Origin of the sequence: Corynebacterium tuscaniense (assembly GCF_008693065.1) — a bacterium.
GTDB lineage: Bacteria > Actinomycetota > Actinomycetes > Mycobacteriales > Mycobacteriaceae > Corynebacterium > Corynebacterium tuscaniense.
Window position 1 is genome coordinate 35,661 of record NZ_VXKH01000006.1, and the last position, 17,354, is coordinate 53,014.

Here is a 17,354-nt window from a genome sequence, read left to right on the forward strand (position 1 = left end):
CTAATCGACGCGCCGGGCGCCGTCTTGGGCGCTGGTGGCGTAGATCACCGGGGTGGGATGGCCTTGGGTGGCAGTAGCAGCCTCAACCGCTGCGGCCACCGCATCAACATCGTCGGTCCGGCACAACGCGATGATGGAACCACCAAAGCCACCACCGGTGATGCGGGCACCCACCGCTCCGGCAGACAGTGCGGCCTGCACTGCCGTTTCGAGGGCATCCGGGACGATCTCAAAATCATCGCGCAAAGAGACGTGGCTTTCATTCATCAGCTGACCAAACCGGGGGATATCGCCAGCCTTGAGCGCTTCAATCGCACGGATGGTGCGGGCAGTTTCACTGTGAACGTGACGTACGCGGCGGCGCACGGTTGCACTGCTAAGGGCGGTATAACCGGATTCAGGTGAAGACGCCCACTCCACGGCGCGGTCCACCACATCATCCTCCCGGAACGTGCAGTTAAGGGCTGCAGCAACCTGGTCGATGAGTCCGCGCCGGGAACTGTACTCACCCGTGACGTGGGAGTGTTCCACGCGGCTATCCGAAACCAAGAGCTGGTAGCCCTCCCAGTCACACGGAACCTGTTCGTGGGTGCCAGCCAAGAAATCGAGGGCGAGGGCAAAACCTTGACGGCCACGAACAACCGCATTTTGGTCCAAGCCACCGGTATTGGCGCCCACGTAGTGGTTTTCAGCGCGCATGGTGGCAGCGATGATCTGCTCATCAGTCGTGGCCGGGGTAAGGAGATCACGCACGGTAACAGCAACGGCGCACTCCAGTGCGGCGGAACTAGACAGGCCAGACCCTAAGGGCACATCGGAAATCACCGCGATGTCCAGGCCGGTGCCGGCACCGCTGCCAATGAGGGCGTGAACAGTGCCGGCGATGTAGCCACGCCAGTCAGGCAAACACCCAGGTTCAGTGCTGATCGCTGACAGGTCCGCAAGATCAACTTCAGCATCGAGGATATCGCCGTTGGGGGAGTGGGAGACCATACGCACCGTGTTGTCCTCCCGCACACGAGCGGCCACGGCTGTGGCCATGGTGGTGGCAAACGGCAGGCACACGCCGAAGGCATAGTCCACGTGATCACCAATGAGGTTCACACGACCAGGAGCAACCCACACACCGGTAGCGTCGCCCCCGATGTGCTCGGTGAAAAACGCGCGCACATCATTAGCTAACTGTGCGGGGCTGCGGGTGGAAGAAACAATCACTGGTATGCCTCCTTCAACGTGGCGGCAATGGTTTCCGGGGTGGTGTCATTGATCCACGCACCCATACCGGATTCACTGCCGGCCAAAAACTTCATGCGGCCAGGGGAGCGCATGAGGGAGAACAGCTGGAGGTGGAAGCGCCCATCCTCCGGGGCATCCACCGGGGCTTGGTTCCATGCGGCGATGTACGGGGTGCGCTCTATACCGGGGAAGAACTGATCCACAGCCTTAAACAGTTTGTCGCAGATCACTGCTAGGTCATCGCGTTCAGCGGTGGTCAGTTCAGCGAAATTCGGTACTGCGCGCTTGGCCATCACCATGACTTCCAGTGGCCACTTCGCCGCAGCGGGAGTGAACACGACGAAGTGGTCTGTCTCCTCGATGATGCGGGTGGCGGAGGCGAGTTCGGCGGCCATGAGCGCGTCGAAAAGCGATGTGCTATACGTTTCACGATGAGCCTGTGCCTGACGGGCAATGGCGGCCATGCGTGGTGGGACGAACGGGTAGGAATAAATCTGCCCGTGCGGATGGTGCAAGGTCACACCGATTTCCTCACCGCGGTTCTCAAACGGGAAGACAGCCTTGACTGGTTCGAGGGCGGAAAGTTCAGCGGTGCGGTGTGCCCAGACGTCGATAAGCGCACGCTTGCGGGTAAGCGGAAGATCCTTGAAGGAACCTTCTGCATCCGGTGTGAAACATACGACCTCGCAGCGCGACAACGCGGGGGCGCGCTCAAAAAGCTCCTGGCCATCCACGAAAGGCTCGTAATGCTCCGGGATGTCCAACCGCATGCTCAGGGAAGGGAAGCGGTTCTCAAACACGACCACCTGGTAGTCGTCCTCCGGAATCTCGCTGGGCTTCTGGCCAGGGCGCGTCGGTGCCAACGGGTCCTCATTCGCGGGTGGGAGGAACGTCCGATTCTGGCGGTGAGCCGCATAGATCGCCCACGCGCCGGTTAACGGGTCACGCCGCATCCAGGACTCGGTGAGCACCTCCGGCAAACCACGCTCATCGGTGGCAGTGCGATCAGGTGTGCCGGGCTCATCAAAGTAGATGAGCTCCCGGCCATCCGACAGGGTGGTGCGCGTGATTTTCAGCTCAGTCATCTAATCCGCTACTTCCAACGTGTCGGGGTTGAAGGCGATCGGGCGGAACCGTGCCCACAGGAAGAACACCAGTGCTGCGACAGCAAGGGCGATACCCACCCACAGGTTGTCACTGGACTCCTTGGAGATCTGCTCGTCCGTATTGAATCCCGGGTCGAGCACGAAGGAACAGATGATCAGCACAAGCCCGTAAAAACCGAGCAGCGCCCCAATCACGTTACGGATATCAAATGTTGCGGTTTCTGCTTGTGAATTAGCCATAAGAATCACTTCCTTTAGAGGAACATCAAGTTCAGGCCGATGACAAGGGCAAGGGCGATGACACCCAGCGGGATGGTGCGCTGGTACCACGGCAAGGTGGCCTCAGACGCATCAACAAGCTGATCCTTCGGGGTGACACTGCGGACAAAGCCCACAAGTTCCTCATCCGGCTTCGGGGTGGTGAACAGGGAGACGATGATGGACACGAGGATGTCCACCGTGAACGCCAGCGAAGCCGCAACGAAAGCGGTTCCCTGGCCTGGCAAGCTCACCAACGGGTTTTCACCCAGCGAGCACGCCCAGAACGCAATGGCTGCAGCGGTACCAGCCACGAGGCCGGACCAACCGGCGTGCGGAGTCATGCGCTTCCAGAACATACCCAGGATGAAGGTGGCAAACAGTGGGGCGTTGAAGAAGCCGAACAGCGTTTGCAGGTAGTCCATGATGTTGCCAAAGTTCGCGGCAAGCAGCGCTGTGAATACAGCGATCACGGTTGCGCCCACGGTGGCCAGGCGGCCAACACGCAGGTAGTAATCATCGTCCTTGTCCTTGACCACATAGGTCTGCCACAGGTCGTAGCTGAACACGGTGTTGAAAGACGAAATGTTCGCTGCCATGCCCGCCATGAAAGCAGCGAGTAGACCCGCAATACCTACGCCGAGCAAACCGTTGGGCAGTAAATCGCGCATGAGGTAAAGCACCGCTTCATTCGGTTTGGCGTTACCTTCCATGATCGGCGTGACCAGGATGGAAGCGACCATGCCGGGCACAACCACGATGAACGGGATGAACATCTTGGGGAATGCGCCGATGATCGGTGTCTTGCGCGCAGACGACAGTGAATCAGACGCCATTGCGCGCTGAACCTCAACGAAGTTCGTGGTCCAGTAACCGAAGGACAGCACGAAGCCGAGGCCGAACACAATGCCCACGACGGACCACACCGGGCTGGCAAAGCCAGAAATTTCTTGGCCGGGCCAGGTGGAAAAGTGGCTGGGATCGTTGATGGCTTCTTTCAATCCACTCCAGCCGCCAACGTGGCGCAGACCAATGATGGTCAGCGGTAGCAAAGCTGCAACGATGACGAAGAACTGCAGCACCTCGTTGTAGATCGCCGCCGATAGGCCACCCAGGGTGATGTAGGCCAGCACGATGGCGGCGGCCACCACGAGTGTGGCCCACAATGGCCAGCCCAGCAGCGCTTCTACCACCGTGGCCAACAGGAACAGGTTCACGCCGGCGATCAGCAGCTGCGCCACGGCGAAAGAAATCGCGTTCACCAGGTGGGCTGCCGGGCCAAAACGTTTGAGCATGAATTCGGGCACGGAGCGGACTTTGGAGCCGTAGTAGAACGGCATCATCACAATGCCCAGGAAGATCATGGCGGGCACGGCACCAATCCAGAAATAGTGCATGGTTTGCACGCCGTATTCCACACCGTTGGCGGACATACCGATGATCTCTACCGCGCCGAGGTTGGCGGAAATGAAGGCCAAACCGGTAATCCAGGCGGGCAGGCCGCGACCGGAGAGGAAGAAGTCAATCGACGAGGACACGCCGCGCTTCGCGGCCCACCCAATTCCCAGCACGAACACGAAAAAGACCGCGACGAGCATGTAGTCGACCCAGGTGGCGTCGAGCCTTAGTGCTGTATCCATGGCTGACACTCGCTTTCTGTTGAGTTACGGGTTTACGTTGTTCAGTTATTTCAGTTATTTATCGCCCGTACCGACCAGGTCACGCTCATGCGTTCACCAGGAGCCAGCACGGTCACGTCTTCGCCTGTGGCCAGGGCATTTGGGGGCGCGGTCATCGGTTCGACGGCCAGCTCCCGCTGCGGGGAGGTGAAAATCTGGGTCCAGGGCATGCTTTTCGACGCCTCCAGTTCCACCCCACATCCATCCTCCCTCACCAACCGGGCAATATGTGGGCGTTTCACCGGATCAACCCCGGCATCGTCGAGTTGCACCCCGTTCATGTCCATGGGGCTTGCCGGCCACGGCTGGCGTGGACCGGTTGGGATGTTGCGGGAATCCACTGGTTGGTGCTGCTCGATGGTGTGGTGCAGTGTGCATTCATCCAGGGGTGCGCCTTGGGGGTCCAAGTAGGTGTGTACGCCCAACGCGCATGGTGCGGGACCATGCTCACCCCCGGCCGGGGTGATGTTGTGCGCTGTCATCGTGCCGGTGATGCCGGTGTCTGTGAGCGTGTAGGTCACCGTGAGCTCAATCTGCCACGGCCACCCAGGTTCGGGACCAAGGATGGTGCGCAGCGTCGCACTGTCATTCGTGTGATCCACAATGTTGAAAATCCGGCCCCATGTGAAGCCGTGGAGTGCATGCCCGCGTTCGGGTTCGGTGACCTCCAACTGGTGGGTTATACCGTTGAAGGTAAATGTTGCATCCGCAACACGGTTCGGCCATGGTGCCAGCACAATATTGGCGGCTCCTGGCGGGCGTTGAGCGGGTTCGAAGCTCTTGAGTAGGGGGCGGGCGTCCACCTCCAAACGTCGAATAGCAGCACCTGAGGCGGTGATAATCGCGGTGACGTCGTGGTCAGCGACTTTTCGCAGCGTTACTTCCGGGATCGTGTGAACACCCATAGGTCAATTATCCATGGGTGCCCCCTCCGTCATGAAAGCGGTATCAACCAATAGGATTAGTAAACGCATTCTGTCATTCCATGAAAATTGCAGTTGAAAGAGGAGGGCTTGTCATGGTTGAGACCGTTGTCCACCTCGTACGACACGGTGAAGTGCACAACCCGCAGAAATTGCTCTACGGGCGTCTCCCGGATTTCCACTTGAGTGCCCGCGGCCGTTCCATGGCGGCACGTACTGCCGCGAGCTTCGAAGGCAAAGACGTCACTTACCTGGCGGCGTCCCCGCTGGAGCGCGTGCAGGAAACCGCAACACCGATCGCGGAGGTCCTTGGGTTGGAGATCCAGACGGACCGTGATCTCATTGAGTCCGGCAATATCTTCGAGGGCTTGCGCACTAAAGGTTGGCGCAGCCAGCTGTTCAATCCGATCCGGTGGCGTCACATGGTCAACCCGTTGAAGCCCAGCTGGGGTGAGCCCTATACGGAGATTTTGGAGCGAATGCGACGTGCCATAGATAAGGCTCGTGCTGAGGCTGAGGGCCATGAGGCCGTGCTGGTGTCCCACCAGCTACCCATCGTGATGGTGCAGCGTTGGGCGCAAGGCAAGTCCTTGCCGCACAACCCGGCAACACGTAAGTGTGACTTGGCTAGTGTGACCTCCTTGGTTTTTGAAGGGGACACCCTGAAGTCCTGGTCCTACGCCGAACCGGCGAAGGGGATTTAGATGCGCCGCTTTCATGCGATGGTTCTGTCAGGCGTGGCACTCCTCGGCGCGTTCGGGCTGTCCGCCTGCGCGGTGCCTGGTTCGAGTGAGACTTTCGCTTTTCACTCACCCGGTGGCCAGGTGGAGATTTTTTACGATGAGGCTGATCGTGCCCCCTTGTCGGAGTTCTCCGGTGAGTCTTTGATGGAACCGGGCACGCAGATTTCTCTGTCCGACTTTGAGGACCAGATGGTGGTGCTCAACGCGTGGGGTCAGTGGTGTGCGCCGTGCCGTGCGGAGGTGGATGACCTGCAGGAGGTGCAGGAACATCTGACGGGTCGGACCGTTGACGGTAAGCCATCAGGCACGATCCTGGGCATCAATGTCCGCGACTACCAGCCGGAGATCTCCCGGGATTTTCTCACGGACAACGGGGCGACCTACCCCTCTATTTATGACCCGCCGTTCCGGACTGCTGCTGCCTTGGGCGGTATTCCTACTTCCGTCATTCCCACCACGGTCATCCTGGACAAGCAGCACCGTCCCGCGGCAGTGTTCCTGCGTGAGGTGACCGCGTCCGAGATCATTGAGGTCACGGACCGCCTGGAGGGTGAGAACTAAATGGGTCATACGTTTGTGGACCTTGTTTCTAACGGCCCACTTTTCGCGGGCTTCTTCGCCGCAGCCGTGGCCGGCCTCGTGTCTTTTGCGTCCCCCTGCGTGATCCCGCTGGTGCCGGGATACCTGTCGTATCTCACCGGCATTGTCGGTGGGGAAGTGGAGGTGAAAAACGGGGAAGTCACCGTGGGTAAACGCCGTCAAGGGGCGGTGGTCGTTGCGGCGGCGTTGTTCATTGCGGGCTTTACTGCGGTGTTCCTGCTGGCCACGGTAACTGTCTTCGGCGCTATCAGTGTTATTGCGCTGAACTCGGACACGTTGATGCGCATTGGTGGTGTGGTGACCATCATCATGGGCCTGGTGTTCATGGGCAGTGTGCCGATTCTGCAGAAAGACACTCGCATGCAGCCCAAGAAATGGGCGACGTGGCTGGGCGCGCCGTTGCTTGGCGGGGTGTTTGCACTCGGCTGGACCCCGTGTGTGGGGCCGACGCTTGGCGCGGTGATCTCTGTCTCCGTGGGAACAGAAGGCATGACCGCTGCCCGCGGCATTGTGCTGGTGATTGCTTATTGCCTTGGCCTTGGTATTCCCTTCCTGCTCCTGGCGCTGGGCTCCGCCAAGATGGTGGAGGCCGTGGGCTTTTTGCGTAAGCATTCGCGTACCATCCAAATCATCGGCGGTGTCGCCATGGTGCTGGTGGGTTTGTTACTGCTCACCGGGGCGTGGAATGTGTTCATCTCCTGGACCCGCCAGCTGGTTGTCGGTTACGGCGCCACCGTGCTCTAGAACTGCGAACACTCGATAGATTCCTATGCTCTCTTCCGCGAAATCCTCCGTGTCACTCTGGGCTAAGCGCACCTGGCACTGGTTGACCAGTATGCGCACAGCGCTGGTGTTGTTGTTCCTGCTGTCCGTCGTTGCGGTGCCGGGTGCGCTGTTGCCCCAGCGGGAAGTGAACGCGAGCGAGGTGGATGAGTACATCGCGGCGAACCCGACGATGGGCAAGATTTATGACGCATTGAGTTTGTTCGATGTGTTCGCCTCCCCCTTCTTCGTTGCGCTGCTGACACTGCTGATCATCTCCTTGATCGGTTGCATCATTCCGCGCTCCATCGATCATTACCGTGCGTATAAAGCGAAGCCGACGCGTGCGCCGAAGTACCTGCACCGCATGCCGTTTCATGCCAGTGGCGATGTGGATAGCTCGCTTGAAGAAGCGGTGCAGCACGCAAAAGACCAGTTCAAGCGGTGGCGTGTGGCGGAGTACACGGCGGAGGAAGATCGCGCGGGGGCAGTGTCCATCTCCGCGGAACGCGGCTATTCGAGTGAGTTGGCTAACCTCATCTTCCACGTGGCCATCGTGGCCATCATCGCGGTGTTCGCATTTGGCCGGATGGTGTTCTACGAAGGCCAGGTCATCGTGGTGACCAATTCAGAATCGGAGTTCGCGGTGCCCGTGGAGCAGTCGCGCGAATTCTGCAATACGTCACCCGCCAACTTTGATACTTTCCGCGCCGGCCCGCTTTTCGACGGCACCGGGCTCACCCCCTTCTGCTTCGTCTCCCACAACTTCACTGCGGACTACCTGCCTAATGGCCAAGCTGACACTTTCTCCTCCACGGTGTCCTATGCGGAAGGGGAGGCAATGGCTTCCACTCCGCCGAAGAACCCGAGGGAGAACCAGCCTGGCTGGGAGGACTACACCGTACGAGTGAATCACCCGCTGCGCGTGGGCGGGGATCGTGTGTATCTGCAGGGCCACGGCTTTGCCCCACAAATCACCGTGACCTGGCCGAACGGTGAAACGCGCACCCAGATGGTTCAGTTCCGCCCCACGGACCTGACCTTCTTCTTGTCCACTGGTGTCATGCGCTTTGATCCGCCGGCAGGCATGTACCCGGATCTGATGGAGCGCCGCCAAAACCAGATTGCTATCGAGGGCGTGTTTTCCCCCACCGCCGCGTGGACTGGACCGAATGGGGATATGCTCCAGTCGGCTTTCCCCTCCATGAATGACCCGGCGGTTTCCCTGGACCTGTACATCGGTGATGCCGGTCTGGATACGGGCCGCCCGCAAAACCTCTTTGAACTCGATCAATCCCTCATCGCTTCCGGTGACTTGGAGCGGGTTGATCGAGTGATGCTCAGCGCTGGTGAGGAAGCCACCATTCCCGCAGGAGATAACCCCGAAGGAGGGGAGATCACCGTGCGTTTCGACGGCGCCGCGGAATACGCCAACTACCAAATATCCCGCGACCCCACCCAAGGGTGGGCACTCGTGGTCACCACCTTGTTGCTGGGGTCCCTCGTTGGTTCTTTGCTGATTAAACGCCGTCGCGTGTGGGTCCGCTTCACCCCTACCGCTAGTGGCGGAACACACATTGAACTCGCCGGACTTGCCAGGACAGACCGCGCCGGGTGGGGCAGTGAGTTCGATGAGGTGGTGGGGGCGGTGCTCCGGGACGTCGATAAGCAAGAGCCCGATGAGACTGATTTTGAAGAAGACTCTGATGCCGAAGAATGGCACTGACGTGCAGTGATATGCCGCACAGCCTTGGTGCGGGGCGAGTGCGTGGAGTAGGGTTATTCGCATGCTGGTCAACTCCACCCTCGCCGACGTATCAGATTTGTCGCTGCGTACGGCATTCGCTGTTTATATTGTTTGCCTGATTCTTGCCTGCATTCACTACATGCGCGCACAAGCCGTCATCGACCTTAAGCGTGAACGTGCTGCGGTGGAGGAGAAGGAACTCGTCGCGGTGGGCGGCGGAACCGGGGCGGAAAAGTCACGCTCGGCTGAGCTGGATAGCTCAGGCGTCACCGATGAGGAGATCGACGCTGCTCGTCTCCGCGCCCGCAAGATGGCTGGCAGTACCCAGTATCTGACCTGGGTGGGCATCATCTTCCACGTGGTGGCTGTGGTAACGCGCGGCATGTCCGTGAGCCGTTTCCCCATGGGCAACATGTACGAGTTTGTGATCACCTCGACCGCCGTGACCATGGTGGCCGCCGCCGTGATCATCCAGCGTCGTGGCTGGCACACCACCTGGCCATGGCTGCTCGCCCCGAATATCGTGCTGCTCTTCCTGGCCGCAACCGTGCTCTACGTCAAGGCTGCTCCGCTTGTGCCAGCACTGCAGAGCTTCTGGTACCCTTTCCACGTCTCAATCGTGTCCGTGGGTGCTTCCATCGGCCTCATCTCTGGCATGTTCTCCCTGCTGTACCTGCTGCGCATCTGGCAACCGCGCGGGGAGGAGAAGGGCTTCTTCGGTGCGATTGCGAAGCCACTGCCCAGCGCCAAGAAGTTGGACTCCTACGCCTACCGCACCGCGATTATCACCCTGCCCGTGTTCGGTATCGGCATCATGCTCGGCGCGATCTGGGGCGAGGTTGCCTGGGGTCGCTTCTGGGGGTGGGACCCGAAGGAAACCGTCGCACTGATCACCTGGATTCTGTATGCCGCGTACCTCCACGCTCGTGCTACCGCCGGGTGGAAGAATGCTAAGGCTGCCTGGATCAACGTCGCTGCTTTTGTAACAAGTATCTTCAACTTGTTCTTCATTAATCTTGTCGCAACTGGCCTCCACTCCTACGCGGGACTCAACTAAGCTGTAAAAAATCCTCGCGGACGGGTATCTTGTACTAACAAGTTGATTTTTCAACTATCGCACACTTGAGACCCTGTTACTCTCCCGTCGATGAAGGAGCCCCCGCGTGGCTAACCCCCGTAACAAGCAAGGCAAGCCTGCCAGCGACATCCCTGTGCTGATTGAACTCGGCGCTATCCTCGCCCAGCACCGGCGTGAGGCCGGTCGGCTACAACAAGAAGTCGCCGACGCCGCTGGCATCTCGCGCTCAACGCTGCACACTATCGAACGTGGCGGCGCCGGCGTGCGCTGGGAAAAAGTCGTCGCCGTCGCCCAGGCCCTGGGCCTCCAACCGGAGTGGACGGAGAAGGCCGACAACTGATCGGCTGTGGGGGCTCTAGCTAGTCGTCCGAGTTCTCCTCTGGCTTCTTTTGTTGCTGCTGCTCGCGGCGCAAACGCCGTTCCTCTTCTTCCCGGACGCGGCGCTCGGCTTCTTCCTTCGCTCGGCGCTCCTTGAACCGGTTCTTCTCAATGTTCCACAGGAACTCTTCATCATCGTCCGGCCCCTTGATAGCGGGCGGTTTCTCCACATTCTTGGAAAGCAACGAACCGTACCGTTCAGAACTGCCGGGACCGAAAGCACGCCAGAGCAGCCACACAGCCAGAACAATCAACAGTAAGAGAATTAACCGACCCATGCCTTCAAACATACTGGCTCCCACTGGTTCGCCACACAACGCTGGTGACAGCTAAGGTCAATGGCTGTGACAGACCCAAAGACGAACCAGAACACAGACTCCGCGCCAACCGTTGACCCGGAGGTCCGCTCGCGGGCAAACCGCGCCGCATTGAAGTACGGGGCGCTACGGTTCGGCCTTTTCGTTCTGCTAACAGTGATCATTCAGATCGCTGCCGTGCTTATTGGCGCACCGGTGCCCATTGTCATGTCGGCATTGCTCGCCTTGATCGTGGCGTTCCCGCTGTCCATGCTGGTGTTTACCAAACAACGCGTTGAAGCGACTGAGGCGATGGCGGTGTGGAATAGCCAGCGCAAAGCCCGCAAGCAGTGGGTGAGCGATGAGTTGGCGGGGCGTTAAAGTCCCTTTTTAAATCCCTTTGCCAAAGAGTAAAGCGATCACAACCATCGCCGGCAGGGATAAAAACGTGGTGATGAACACGGTATCGCGAGCTACGGTTTCCCCGGCGCGGAAGTTCGCGGTGTAGTTGTACACGTTTTGCGCGGTGGGAAGAGCAGAAAGAATCACTGCGGCGTAGAGCGCTGAACTTTCAAGGCCAGCCAACGCACCGATGACCCAGGCGATAGCGGGCATCACCATGAGTTTGAGTATTGACGCCGTGATGGTTGCAGGCCTATCCGGCCCCGGTGACAGCACCGCGCCGCCGCGGAGGCTGGCGCCGAAGCTCATGAGGATCATCGGGATGGAAGCCCCCGCCAAAATTTCTAGAGGCGCCATCACTGGATCAGGCAGTGTCCACTCCATGGAAGCAAAGACCAAGCCAAGGAGTGGGGCAACAACAACAGGGGCGGTCAACCCTGATTTCACCGCTTCCCACACGTTGCGCCCGCGGGAACTCGGGGCGGTGGGGTTCGCGCTTAAACCCGCGATGACAATCGGCGAGACGATCACCATCTGCATGAGCAGTACCGGTGGCATGTACGCGGCATCACCGATGACGTAGATGGCAATGGGCAGCCCGATATTCACCGAGTTGAAGTAGCTGGCGGATGCCGCACCAGCCATTCGAGTTGGCACATCCGCCTGGAAGAACAATCGGGAGATGACCCAGAACACCACCATGGTGATCGCGGTGGCAATGAACACCACCACCACGACGGAGGAGATGAACGTCGATGCGTCCGAGGTGGCCACCGTGGTGAACAGCAGTGCGGGGGAGGCAACCCAGTAGGCGACGCGGTTGAACATGAGGCGCTGCTCCCCAGCACCAATCACTCCTCGTTGTGCAAGCACATAACCGGCACCGATCACCACAAAAATGATGGCGAAGCCGGTTAAGACATCGATCACGTAAAAGCGCCTCCTTGGGAAACGTCGAAAAGCTTGCTTTGGCTACCGGTCGATGTAGACGGTCCACCCAAAGTCCTGGTTTCCATCCACGGTGTAAGGGACTGTTTCGCCCACCCACCACATGGGGGAGGCAGCGGTGAGTGCGCCCGCAGTGACCAGGGACCACACCAGCATGGCGCGCCCATTGCGCCCCAGAACGGGGATGAGATCCGGGCCTTGCGCGCCACGCTGAACCACCATGATCGAGCTGATCGCCCACGGCAGCGCCACGAGAGCGAGCAACGTGGTGAGGAGGGTCGTAGCAAGGATGAGTGTGACCACGAAGGGGACCAGGGTCAGCACGCTAAACAGGATGCGGGCGCGTTTATCCCCCAGTTTCACGGCGAGGGTGATCTTTCCGGCCTCCTTATCCGTGGGGATGTCCCGGATGTTGTTGGCCAGGTTGATCGCCGCGGAGATCGCACCCACCGCCACAGCGCAGGCTACGCCCACCCATGTCACCGTGAGCACCTGGGTGAATTGGGTGCCCAGTACCGCCACGAGGCCGAAGAAGATGAATACGGAAATCTCACCCAAACCCCGGTAACCGTACGGGTTCTTCCCGCCGGTATAAAACCACGCGGCGAGGATGCACACCGCGCCAACGAGGATGAGCCACGGTTCCGCAGGCAGAGCCAGCACCAGGCCAGCAAGACCGGCGATACCAAAAGAGATGAACGCTGCCCGCTTGACGTTTTCCGGGCGGGTTTTCCCGGAAGCAGTGAGGCGCGCTGGGCCCGTCCTGTCATCATCGGTCCCGCGCACGCCGTCGGAATAGTCATTCGCGTAGTTCACACCAATGATGAGCCCCATGGCCACAATGAGCGCCAAGACGGCCTGTGGCAGGCTCCACCAAAACTCGTATGCGGCTGCGCCGGTGCCCACAACCACGGGCGCTACGGCGTTGAACCAGGTATGCGGGCGGGCCGCCTGCCACCAGTCGCGAAATGTGGCTGAACGGCCTTCTTCTGGCACGTCAGCGGGGTCGGGGGAGGGGGTGTAAGGCGCGGAATCCATGCTGTCCATCATGCACTCAAAGTGGTCGTGGAGGGAAGCTGAGATAAAGTAGCGCTTCATGTGGATCGACTATGCCGTCCGCCAGGTACTCCATACGGCGGGTACCTTCGCACGCCAACCTGGCCTCTTGTTGGCTACAAAGGCGCACGCATTATCGTTCCCCAGCGCTGCCGAAGCCGGTGCCGGTGACACCGTTATTTCCCTGACCACCTACGGCAAACGCCTGTCCACCGCGGTGTACGCCATCGCCTCGCTCCTCGTTGGCACGGTGCGCCTGCCCGTGATCTTGTGGCTGGATGCGGAAGACTTCCACGGCCCCTGGCCATCGGGGTTAAAGCGACTTGTTCACCGTGGCCTTGAGGTGCGTTGCTCTGACGGTAAGTACGGTCCGCACACCAAGTACTACGGCACCTTCCAAGAGTTCGCTGGCAAAGGTGTGCGCGTGATCACGGTGGATGATGACATGATGTATCCGCGTTGGTTCGTCGACAAGCTACTCAACGCCGCGGATGCATCCCCACGCAACGTGGTTGCCTATCGCGCGCATACGATCACATTGTTTAATGGCGCCCTCGCGCCGTACCGTCTCTGGACCTCCACCTTCACCACCGAACCCTCTTTCCGCCACTTCGCTACCGGTGTTTCCGGGGTGATCTACCCAGCTTCGATGGTGGATTTCGTCGCCGCTCACGGCAAGGAATTTCAAGGAAAAGCCCCGCTTGCGGACGACGTCTGGCTCAACCACTGCGCCCTCCGCTCCGGCCACCGCGTCCGCCAAGTTTTCCCCCACCCGCGCGAGTTCTCCATCATCCCCATGTCCCAACGCCAAGCCCTGGTGCGCAGCAACCAGTGGGGTGGGGGCAATGATGTTCAACTCGCCGCCACGTACACCGATGAAGACATCACGGTGCTTCTCGACGAACCCACAGGTGAGGAGTAAGCTCCTGGTCGTACGGGCTTAGAGCCATAGGTCGCGGCGGTGGCTTAAAATACGACGGAGATCCCGCGCGCGACGAGTGTCGAAATCAGACGCCGTTATGATCTTCTCTGCTGCATCCTCAGTGGCCTCAAGTGCAAGACGCATGACGGACTCAGTAGCCCTCTCATTCAAACCGATCTCGGAGCAGAATGCTCGAAAGATTTTCCCGCTGATGTTGTCCTTGCGCCCCTGGATAGACAGCGCCATCGCGGTGTCGCCGTAGGGGAGTGTCGACGGGATATCGTAAATGGGAGACACCTCCGGCATCCCATTGCGCCACATCATTGATATGTTCTTGGCGTGGAGATCACCATTGCCCGTCAGCCACGCTAACGCAACCTGGAAAGCAACATTGCGAGCTGTGAGCAATGGCGAAGCACTCACCGACATCAGTGCTTGTGCCACCTCCTCCATTGATGGGTAGTACTTCTCACTGGGGTAGAGCCCCATGATCTGAGCGGCGTCCTCGACATGAAGTCGTTGATCTCCCACGCGATCGAAACGGGAGATGAGAAGGCCGGGGCGGGAGCGGACATCAGTAAGCAATTGCACCTGCGCCAACGGAAACCCCGCGGTGCGGGCGATGCTGAAGCACGCGGCTTCATTTTCCACGAGCCGTGGGTACTCCGGGGGCGAAACTTTAAGAATGTACTCGGTGTCAGCGCCACTCACTGGGGCTGCGATCGTGCGAGCTGATGCTTTATCCTGCACGCCCGGCACAGCGATTGGGTCGGTGATTCCCGCGGCAGTCAGCGCTTGAGAAAAGTCGAGTTCACCGTCCAGGTCGATGGCTGCGACGCTCGCTTGGGGACGCTGTCCGTGGGGGCCACCACAACGTCCCCAACCGTATTCTCCCCAACGATGCCTTCACCTTCCGCTTGAGGTTAGAAAGACGCCGACCTTCTGGCAGCAAGTTGGTGAAAAATGGGGGGATTGCCCCACTAAAAGTGACATAAGGCGCACTTATAGGAGGCAAGCTGGTTGCGACGGGACCGGCAGCGTCGTATTTATAATCCGGTGACACCACCGGGGTGCTGTGAGAAGTAACCCACAAGTACGTCTGCCTTGTATACGTCTGCGACAATCACAGGAGGTCGCCCCGGTGGATCGTGGGCTCTAGGTCATAGCCGAGGGTGGATAGAACTGTGATGACCTTGCCCACTTCAGCCGTTGGTTTACCTTTTTCGAGCTCTCGCAGGAAACGGTCTGAGACCCCCGCTAAGTCAGCAAGGTCTACTTGCGTCAGGCCGATGCGTTTGCGTTGATCCCGAACGAACTGGCCAAGTGTGCTGACGTCCATGCGGTGGCTCCTTTCTGGTGTCATCGTGCAGCTGTTGTCGCATTGTGCCAGAGCGAGCGCTCCGAACTTGCTGGGTTATGGGGATGAGGCTACCAACAGGCGGGCAAAAGCGGAACGGTCAATCCGATTCTTATCTTAGTTGGGTACTTTTGGAGCCGTTGCTGGCATTGTCGGTGTGTTCGTTCCGGTTTTGGTGGGCCGAGAGAAACAACGGCTTGGTGGTCCTGAGCGATTCAAACAGTGAGTTTGTAGATGTCTACTTTAGTGGACACAAAAAGGTTTCCTGCGTCTTTGAAACGTGGCATTGTTGTTTGTGTCCGATGAGATTCGGACTGTCCTGGGGAACTACAACAATCGGGGGTAGCGCAGCATGCACAAGCAGATAACAACTGTCATCACGGCTGTAGCCACTGTGTGCTTGCTTTCAAGTTGCGCGGCGGCGGGCTTATTGGGGCAAGGTGGCCAACGGCACGATACGAGTCCAGTAGAGGATGCGCCAACGCCATCGACATCTAACGCTGGATCAGAGCCAACGCAGACGGAGGTGCCCGCTTTTCACTTTGCCAGTGGGGATCTCGTTCTCGGAGATTTTGACTACGAAGATGTCAAAGACAACTTATTCAATCCTTGTGAGGAAATCTCAGCGGAGGAGTTTGGTTCAATGGGGTTCACAACTGTGGGAACCGGGATGCCACTGCCGGATGTAGGAGGAGTGGGTTGTGGGTTGGTACGAGAGGGGTTTAAAACTTCTCATGCGATAAGCACTGTCGGCAGCACACGCGAGAGCTTTGAGAACTCAAATCGAGTCATTGGGGACATCGTTGAGATTCCGGGAGCGTTCTTTTACCGAGGCCGCGAGGAAATTGGAGTTGGGTGCGTGGCAGCTGTTGACACTATTCGTGGCCAGCTTTCGGTGAGCGTGGGGGAAATGTTTGCGCCAGTTGCGTTCGATGAACTTTGCAGCGAAGCACAGACAATATTGGTGACGCTCTTTAACTAGAAAAATACAAGAATTAAGGGGACAAAATGGCGGGGGATATGATCAATCTCGTTCCACAAGACGTATTGAAAGCTTCAACGCTTTTAGACAAAGCAGCACAAGAACTTATGGGGCATAATTTCGCCCATCTCGCAGGACAAACGACATTATTCTCACAGGTGTCTGGTTTGGATCAGGCGGGGCGGATGCATCAGGTGATTAGTTCGGTTAGTCAGCCTGAGGCGACGCGGGGGTTGGCGTTGTTTTTGTCGAATGCTGCTGGGTTGTTGCGTGATCAGGTGGATGGGTTTGTTGCTGTTGATGCAGGTATTGGGGAGTCGTTTCGTCCTGGGGGTGGGGATGTTTCTGGTGGTGTGCGTATTTCTACCCCTGATGCTCCTTTGGTGAATTCGTTTAGTGTTGTTACTCCTGCTGCTGGTCGGCCGTGGAGTTTGGAGCAGTTGGTGGCACAACTATCGGCGACTGATGTGGTTTCGATGTCGGGGATTTCGCAGAATTGGGCGGCGACGTCTGACAGTGTGACTGAGGCGTTGAGTGTGATTCCTGAGGTGGTGGGGTTGTTGTCGGGGTCTGCTGAGACTTTGGCGATTGGCAATGCGATTGATCATATTGGGTTGATTGCTTCCTCTGGGGCGCAGTATGCGGTGAATGCTGGTGTGTTGGCGGGGTTGACTGCTGGTTTGGTTGGACCTGACCCCCGTTAGGTAGACACCTGATATCCAGCCCAGTTGGGTTGAGAAGAAAGGTAATCTACGAGGGTGTCAGGAATTTTGTGTGTGAGGCTCTGACGTAGAAGGAGTTTCACCGATAATGACTACGGTGTCACCGAAGAAAGCCCATGACCCATCGAGGGTCAACGAGATCAGCGCAAAGCTGATGGA

General features: G+C 58.8%; 21 protein-coding genes. 10 read left to right on the forward strand and 11 right to left on the reverse strand.

Features of this window, described 5'->3' with window-relative positions:
- Genes galK through F4V54_RS02990 form a run of 5 tightly spaced genes read right to left on the reverse strand, consistent with a single transcriptional unit; the run spans window position 1 to window position 5,184 of the window.
- Complete coding sequence (gene galK / locus F4V54_RS02970; protein ID WP_150386188.1) at window positions 1-1,215, reverse strand: galactokinase; 1,215 nt, start codon at window positions 1,213-1,215, stop codon at window positions 1-3.
- Window positions 1,212-2,312 (reverse strand): galactose-1-phosphate uridylyltransferase, encoded by a 1,101-nt coding sequence (galT, locus tag F4V54_RS02975; protein ID WP_211359453.1) that lies wholly within the window; start codon window positions 2,310-2,312, stop codon window positions 1,212-1,214. The genes galK and galT overlap by 4 nt, the downstream gene beginning before the upstream one ends.
- 9 nt (window positions 2,313-2,321) lie before the next feature.
- Window positions 2,322-2,582, reverse strand: a complete 261-nt coding sequence (locus F4V54_RS02980) for a hypothetical protein (protein WP_150386190.1) — start codon at window positions 2,580-2,582, stop codon at window positions 2,322-2,324.
- A 14-nt stretch (window positions 2,583-2,596) separates the two neighbouring features.
- Window positions 2,597-4,240: a sodium:solute symporter family protein gene (locus tag F4V54_RS02985; protein ID WP_150386191.1), complete on the reverse strand. Its 1,644-nt coding sequence runs from the start codon at window positions 4,238-4,240 to the stop codon at window positions 2,597-2,599.
- 50 nt (window positions 4,241-4,290) lie between these two features.
- Window positions 4,291-5,184, reverse strand: a complete 894-nt coding sequence (locus F4V54_RS02990) for an aldose 1-epimerase family protein (protein WP_150386192.1) — start codon at window positions 5,182-5,184, stop codon at window positions 4,291-4,293.
- Between the two features lie 113 nt (window positions 5,185-5,297).
- Between F4V54_RS02990 and F4V54_RS02995 the strand changes: the two genes are divergently transcribed.
- The 6 genes from F4V54_RS02995 to F4V54_RS03020 all read left to right on the forward strand — a co-directional run bounded on the left by F4V54_RS02995 (window position 5,298) and on the right by F4V54_RS03020 (window position 10,472).
- Complete coding sequence (locus tag F4V54_RS02995; RefSeq protein ID WP_034665573.1) at window positions 5,298-5,906, forward strand: histidine phosphatase family protein; 609 nt, start codon at window positions 5,298-5,300, stop codon at window positions 5,904-5,906.
- Window positions 5,907-6,506 carry a TlpA disulfide reductase family protein gene (locus F4V54_RS03000; protein WP_150386193.1) on the forward strand — a complete coding sequence of 200 codons (600 nt, stop codon included), beginning with the start codon at window positions 5,907-5,909 and terminating at the stop codon, window positions 6,504-6,506.
- Window positions 6,507-7,289 carry a cytochrome c biogenesis CcdA family protein gene (locus tag F4V54_RS03005; protein WP_150386194.1) on the forward strand — a complete coding sequence of 261 codons (783 nt, stop codon included), beginning with the start codon at window positions 6,507-6,509 and terminating at the stop codon, window positions 7,287-7,289. It begins immediately after the preceding gene.
- Between the two features lie 25 nt (window positions 7,290-7,314).
- The gene (locus F4V54_RS03010) at window positions 7,315-9,033 is read left to right on the forward strand and encodes a cytochrome c biogenesis protein ResB (RefSeq protein ID WP_211359451.1); all 1,719 of its coding nucleotides are present in this window, start codon (window positions 7,315-7,317) and stop codon (window positions 9,031-9,033) included.
- A 61-nt stretch (window positions 9,034-9,094) separates the two neighbouring features.
- On the forward strand, window positions 9,095-10,111 hold the full coding sequence (ccsB, locus tag F4V54_RS03015) for a c-type cytochrome biogenesis protein CcsB (protein WP_150386195.1): 1,017 nt from the start codon (window positions 9,095-9,097) through the stop codon (window positions 10,109-10,111).
- Window positions 10,112-10,217: 106 nt separating this feature from the next.
- Window positions 10,218-10,472 (forward strand): helix-turn-helix domain-containing protein, encoded by a 255-nt coding sequence (locus tag F4V54_RS03020; protein WP_034665560.1) that lies wholly within the window; start codon window positions 10,218-10,220, stop codon window positions 10,470-10,472.
- A gap of 19 nt (window positions 10,473-10,491) precedes the next feature.
- Here the strand turns inward: F4V54_RS03020 and F4V54_RS03025 are convergent, their stop codons facing one another.
- The gene (locus tag F4V54_RS03025) at window positions 10,492-10,788 is read right to left on the reverse strand and encodes a hypothetical protein (RefSeq protein ID WP_034665557.1); all 297 of its coding nucleotides are present in this window, start codon (window positions 10,786-10,788) and stop codon (window positions 10,492-10,494) included.
- A gap of 60 nt (window positions 10,789-10,848) precedes the next feature.
- Between F4V54_RS03025 and F4V54_RS03030 the strand changes: the two genes are divergently transcribed.
- Entirely contained in the window at window positions 10,849-11,187 is a 339-nt protein-coding gene (locus F4V54_RS03030) for a DUF4229 domain-containing protein (RefSeq protein ID WP_034665555.1), read from the forward strand.
- 9 nt (window positions 11,188-11,196) lie between these two features.
- Here F4V54_RS03030 and F4V54_RS03035 read toward each other — a convergent pair whose 3' ends face one another.
- Window positions 11,197-12,138: an AEC family transporter gene (locus F4V54_RS03035; RefSeq protein ID WP_150386196.1), complete on the reverse strand. Its 942-nt coding sequence runs from the start codon at window positions 12,136-12,138 to the stop codon at window positions 11,197-11,199.
- A 42-nt stretch (window positions 12,139-12,180) separates the two neighbouring features.
- The gene (locus F4V54_RS03040; protein ID WP_150386201.1) at window positions 12,181-13,194 is read right to left on the reverse strand and encodes a 1,4-dihydroxy-2-naphthoate polyprenyltransferase; all 1,014 of its coding nucleotides are present in this window, start codon (window positions 13,192-13,194) and stop codon (window positions 12,181-12,183) included.
- Between the two features lie 58 nt (window positions 13,195-13,252).
- On the opposite strand from F4V54_RS03040, the gene F4V54_RS03045 reads away from it, so the two are divergent.
- Window positions 13,253-14,134, forward strand: coding sequence for a glycosyltransferase (locus F4V54_RS03045; RefSeq protein ID WP_150386197.1), 882 nt, complete (start codon window positions 13,253-13,255; stop codon window positions 14,132-14,134).
- An 18-nt stretch (window positions 14,135-14,152) separates the two neighbouring features.
- Here the strand turns inward: F4V54_RS03045 and F4V54_RS03050 are convergent, their stop codons facing one another.
- The 3 genes from F4V54_RS03050 to F4V54_RS03055 all read right to left on the reverse strand — a co-directional run bounded on the left by F4V54_RS03050 (window position 14,153) and on the right by F4V54_RS03055 (window position 15,473).
- A complete protein-coding gene (locus tag F4V54_RS03050; protein WP_249041215.1) occupies window positions 14,153-14,884 on the reverse strand; it encodes a type II toxin-antitoxin system HipA family toxin in 732 nt (243 codons plus the stop codon).
- Window positions 14,885-14,945: 61 nt separating this feature from the next.
- Complete coding sequence (locus F4V54_RS11735; RefSeq protein ID WP_346265113.1) at window positions 14,946-15,200, reverse strand: HipA N-terminal domain-containing protein; 255 nt, start codon at window positions 15,198-15,200, stop codon at window positions 14,946-14,948.
- 57 nt (window positions 15,201-15,257) lie between these two features.
- Window positions 15,258-15,473 carry a helix-turn-helix transcriptional regulator gene (locus F4V54_RS03055; protein ID WP_034665550.1) on the reverse strand — a complete coding sequence of 72 codons (216 nt, stop codon included), beginning with the start codon at window positions 15,471-15,473 and terminating at the stop codon, window positions 15,258-15,260.
- Between the two features lie 370 nt (window positions 15,474-15,843).
- Here F4V54_RS03055 and F4V54_RS03060 point away from each other — a divergent pair, with 370 nt between their 5' ends.
- A complete protein-coding gene (locus F4V54_RS03060) occupies window positions 15,844-16,473 on the forward strand; it encodes a DUF3558 family protein (protein WP_150386198.1) in 630 nt (209 codons plus the stop codon).
- 185 nt (window positions 16,474-16,658) lie between these two features.
- Window positions 16,659-17,177, forward strand: coding sequence for a hypothetical protein (locus F4V54_RS03065; protein ID WP_150386199.1), 519 nt, complete (start codon window positions 16,659-16,661; stop codon window positions 17,175-17,177).
- Window positions 17,178-17,354: the final 177 nt, after the last annotated feature.

Coding starts and splice junctions, on each gene's coding strand:
- F4V54_RS02980 (WP_150386190.1), bottom strand. CDS start 2,582: ATGGCTAATTCACAAGCAGAAACCGCAACATTTGATATCCGTAACGTG.
- F4V54_RS02985 (WP_150386191.1), bottom strand. CDS start 4,240: ATGGATACAGCACTAAGGCTCGACGCCACCTGGGTCGACTACATGCTC.
- F4V54_RS02990 (WP_150386192.1), bottom strand. CDS start 5,184: ATGGGTGTTCACACGATCCCGGAAGTAACGCTGCGAAAAGTCGCTGAC.
- F4V54_RS02995 (WP_034665573.1), top strand. CDS start 5,298: ATGGTTGAGACCGTTGTCCACCTCGTACGACACGGTGAAGTGCACAAC.
- F4V54_RS03000 (WP_150386193.1), top strand. CDS start 5,907: ATGCGCCGCTTTCATGCGATGGTTCTGTCAGGCGTGGCACTCCTCGGC.
- F4V54_RS03005 (WP_150386194.1), top strand. CDS start 6,507: ATGGGTCATACGTTTGTGGACCTTGTTTCTAACGGCCCACTTTTCGCG.
- F4V54_RS03010 (WP_211359451.1), top strand. CDS start 7,315: ATGCTCTCTTCCGCGAAATCCTCCGTGTCACTCTGGGCTAAGCGCACC.
- ccsB (WP_150386195.1), top strand. CDS start 9,095: ATGCTGGTCAACTCCACCCTCGCCGACGTATCAGATTTGTCGCTGCGT.
- F4V54_RS03025 (WP_034665557.1), bottom strand. CDS start 10,788: ATGGGTCGGTTAATTCTCTTACTGTTGATTGTTCTGGCTGTGTGGCTG.
- F4V54_RS03030 (WP_034665555.1), top strand. CDS start 10,849: ATGGCTGTGACAGACCCAAAGACGAACCAGAACACAGACTCCGCGCCA.
- F4V54_RS03040 (WP_150386201.1), bottom strand. CDS start 13,194: ATGGATTCCGCGCCTTACACCCCCTCCCCCGACCCCGCTGACGTGCCA.
- F4V54_RS03045 (WP_150386197.1), top strand. CDS start 13,253: ATGTGGATCGACTATGCCGTCCGCCAGGTACTCCATACGGCGGGTACC.
- F4V54_RS03055 (WP_034665550.1), bottom strand. CDS start 15,473: ATGGACGTCAGCACACTTGGCCAGTTCGTTCGGGATCAACGCAAACGC.
- F4V54_RS03060 (WP_150386198.1), top strand. CDS start 15,844: ATGCACAAGCAGATAACAACTGTCATCACGGCTGTAGCCACTGTGTGC.
- F4V54_RS03065 (WP_150386199.1), top strand. CDS start 16,659: ATGCATCAGGTGATTAGTTCGGTTAGTCAGCCTGAGGCGACGCGGGGG.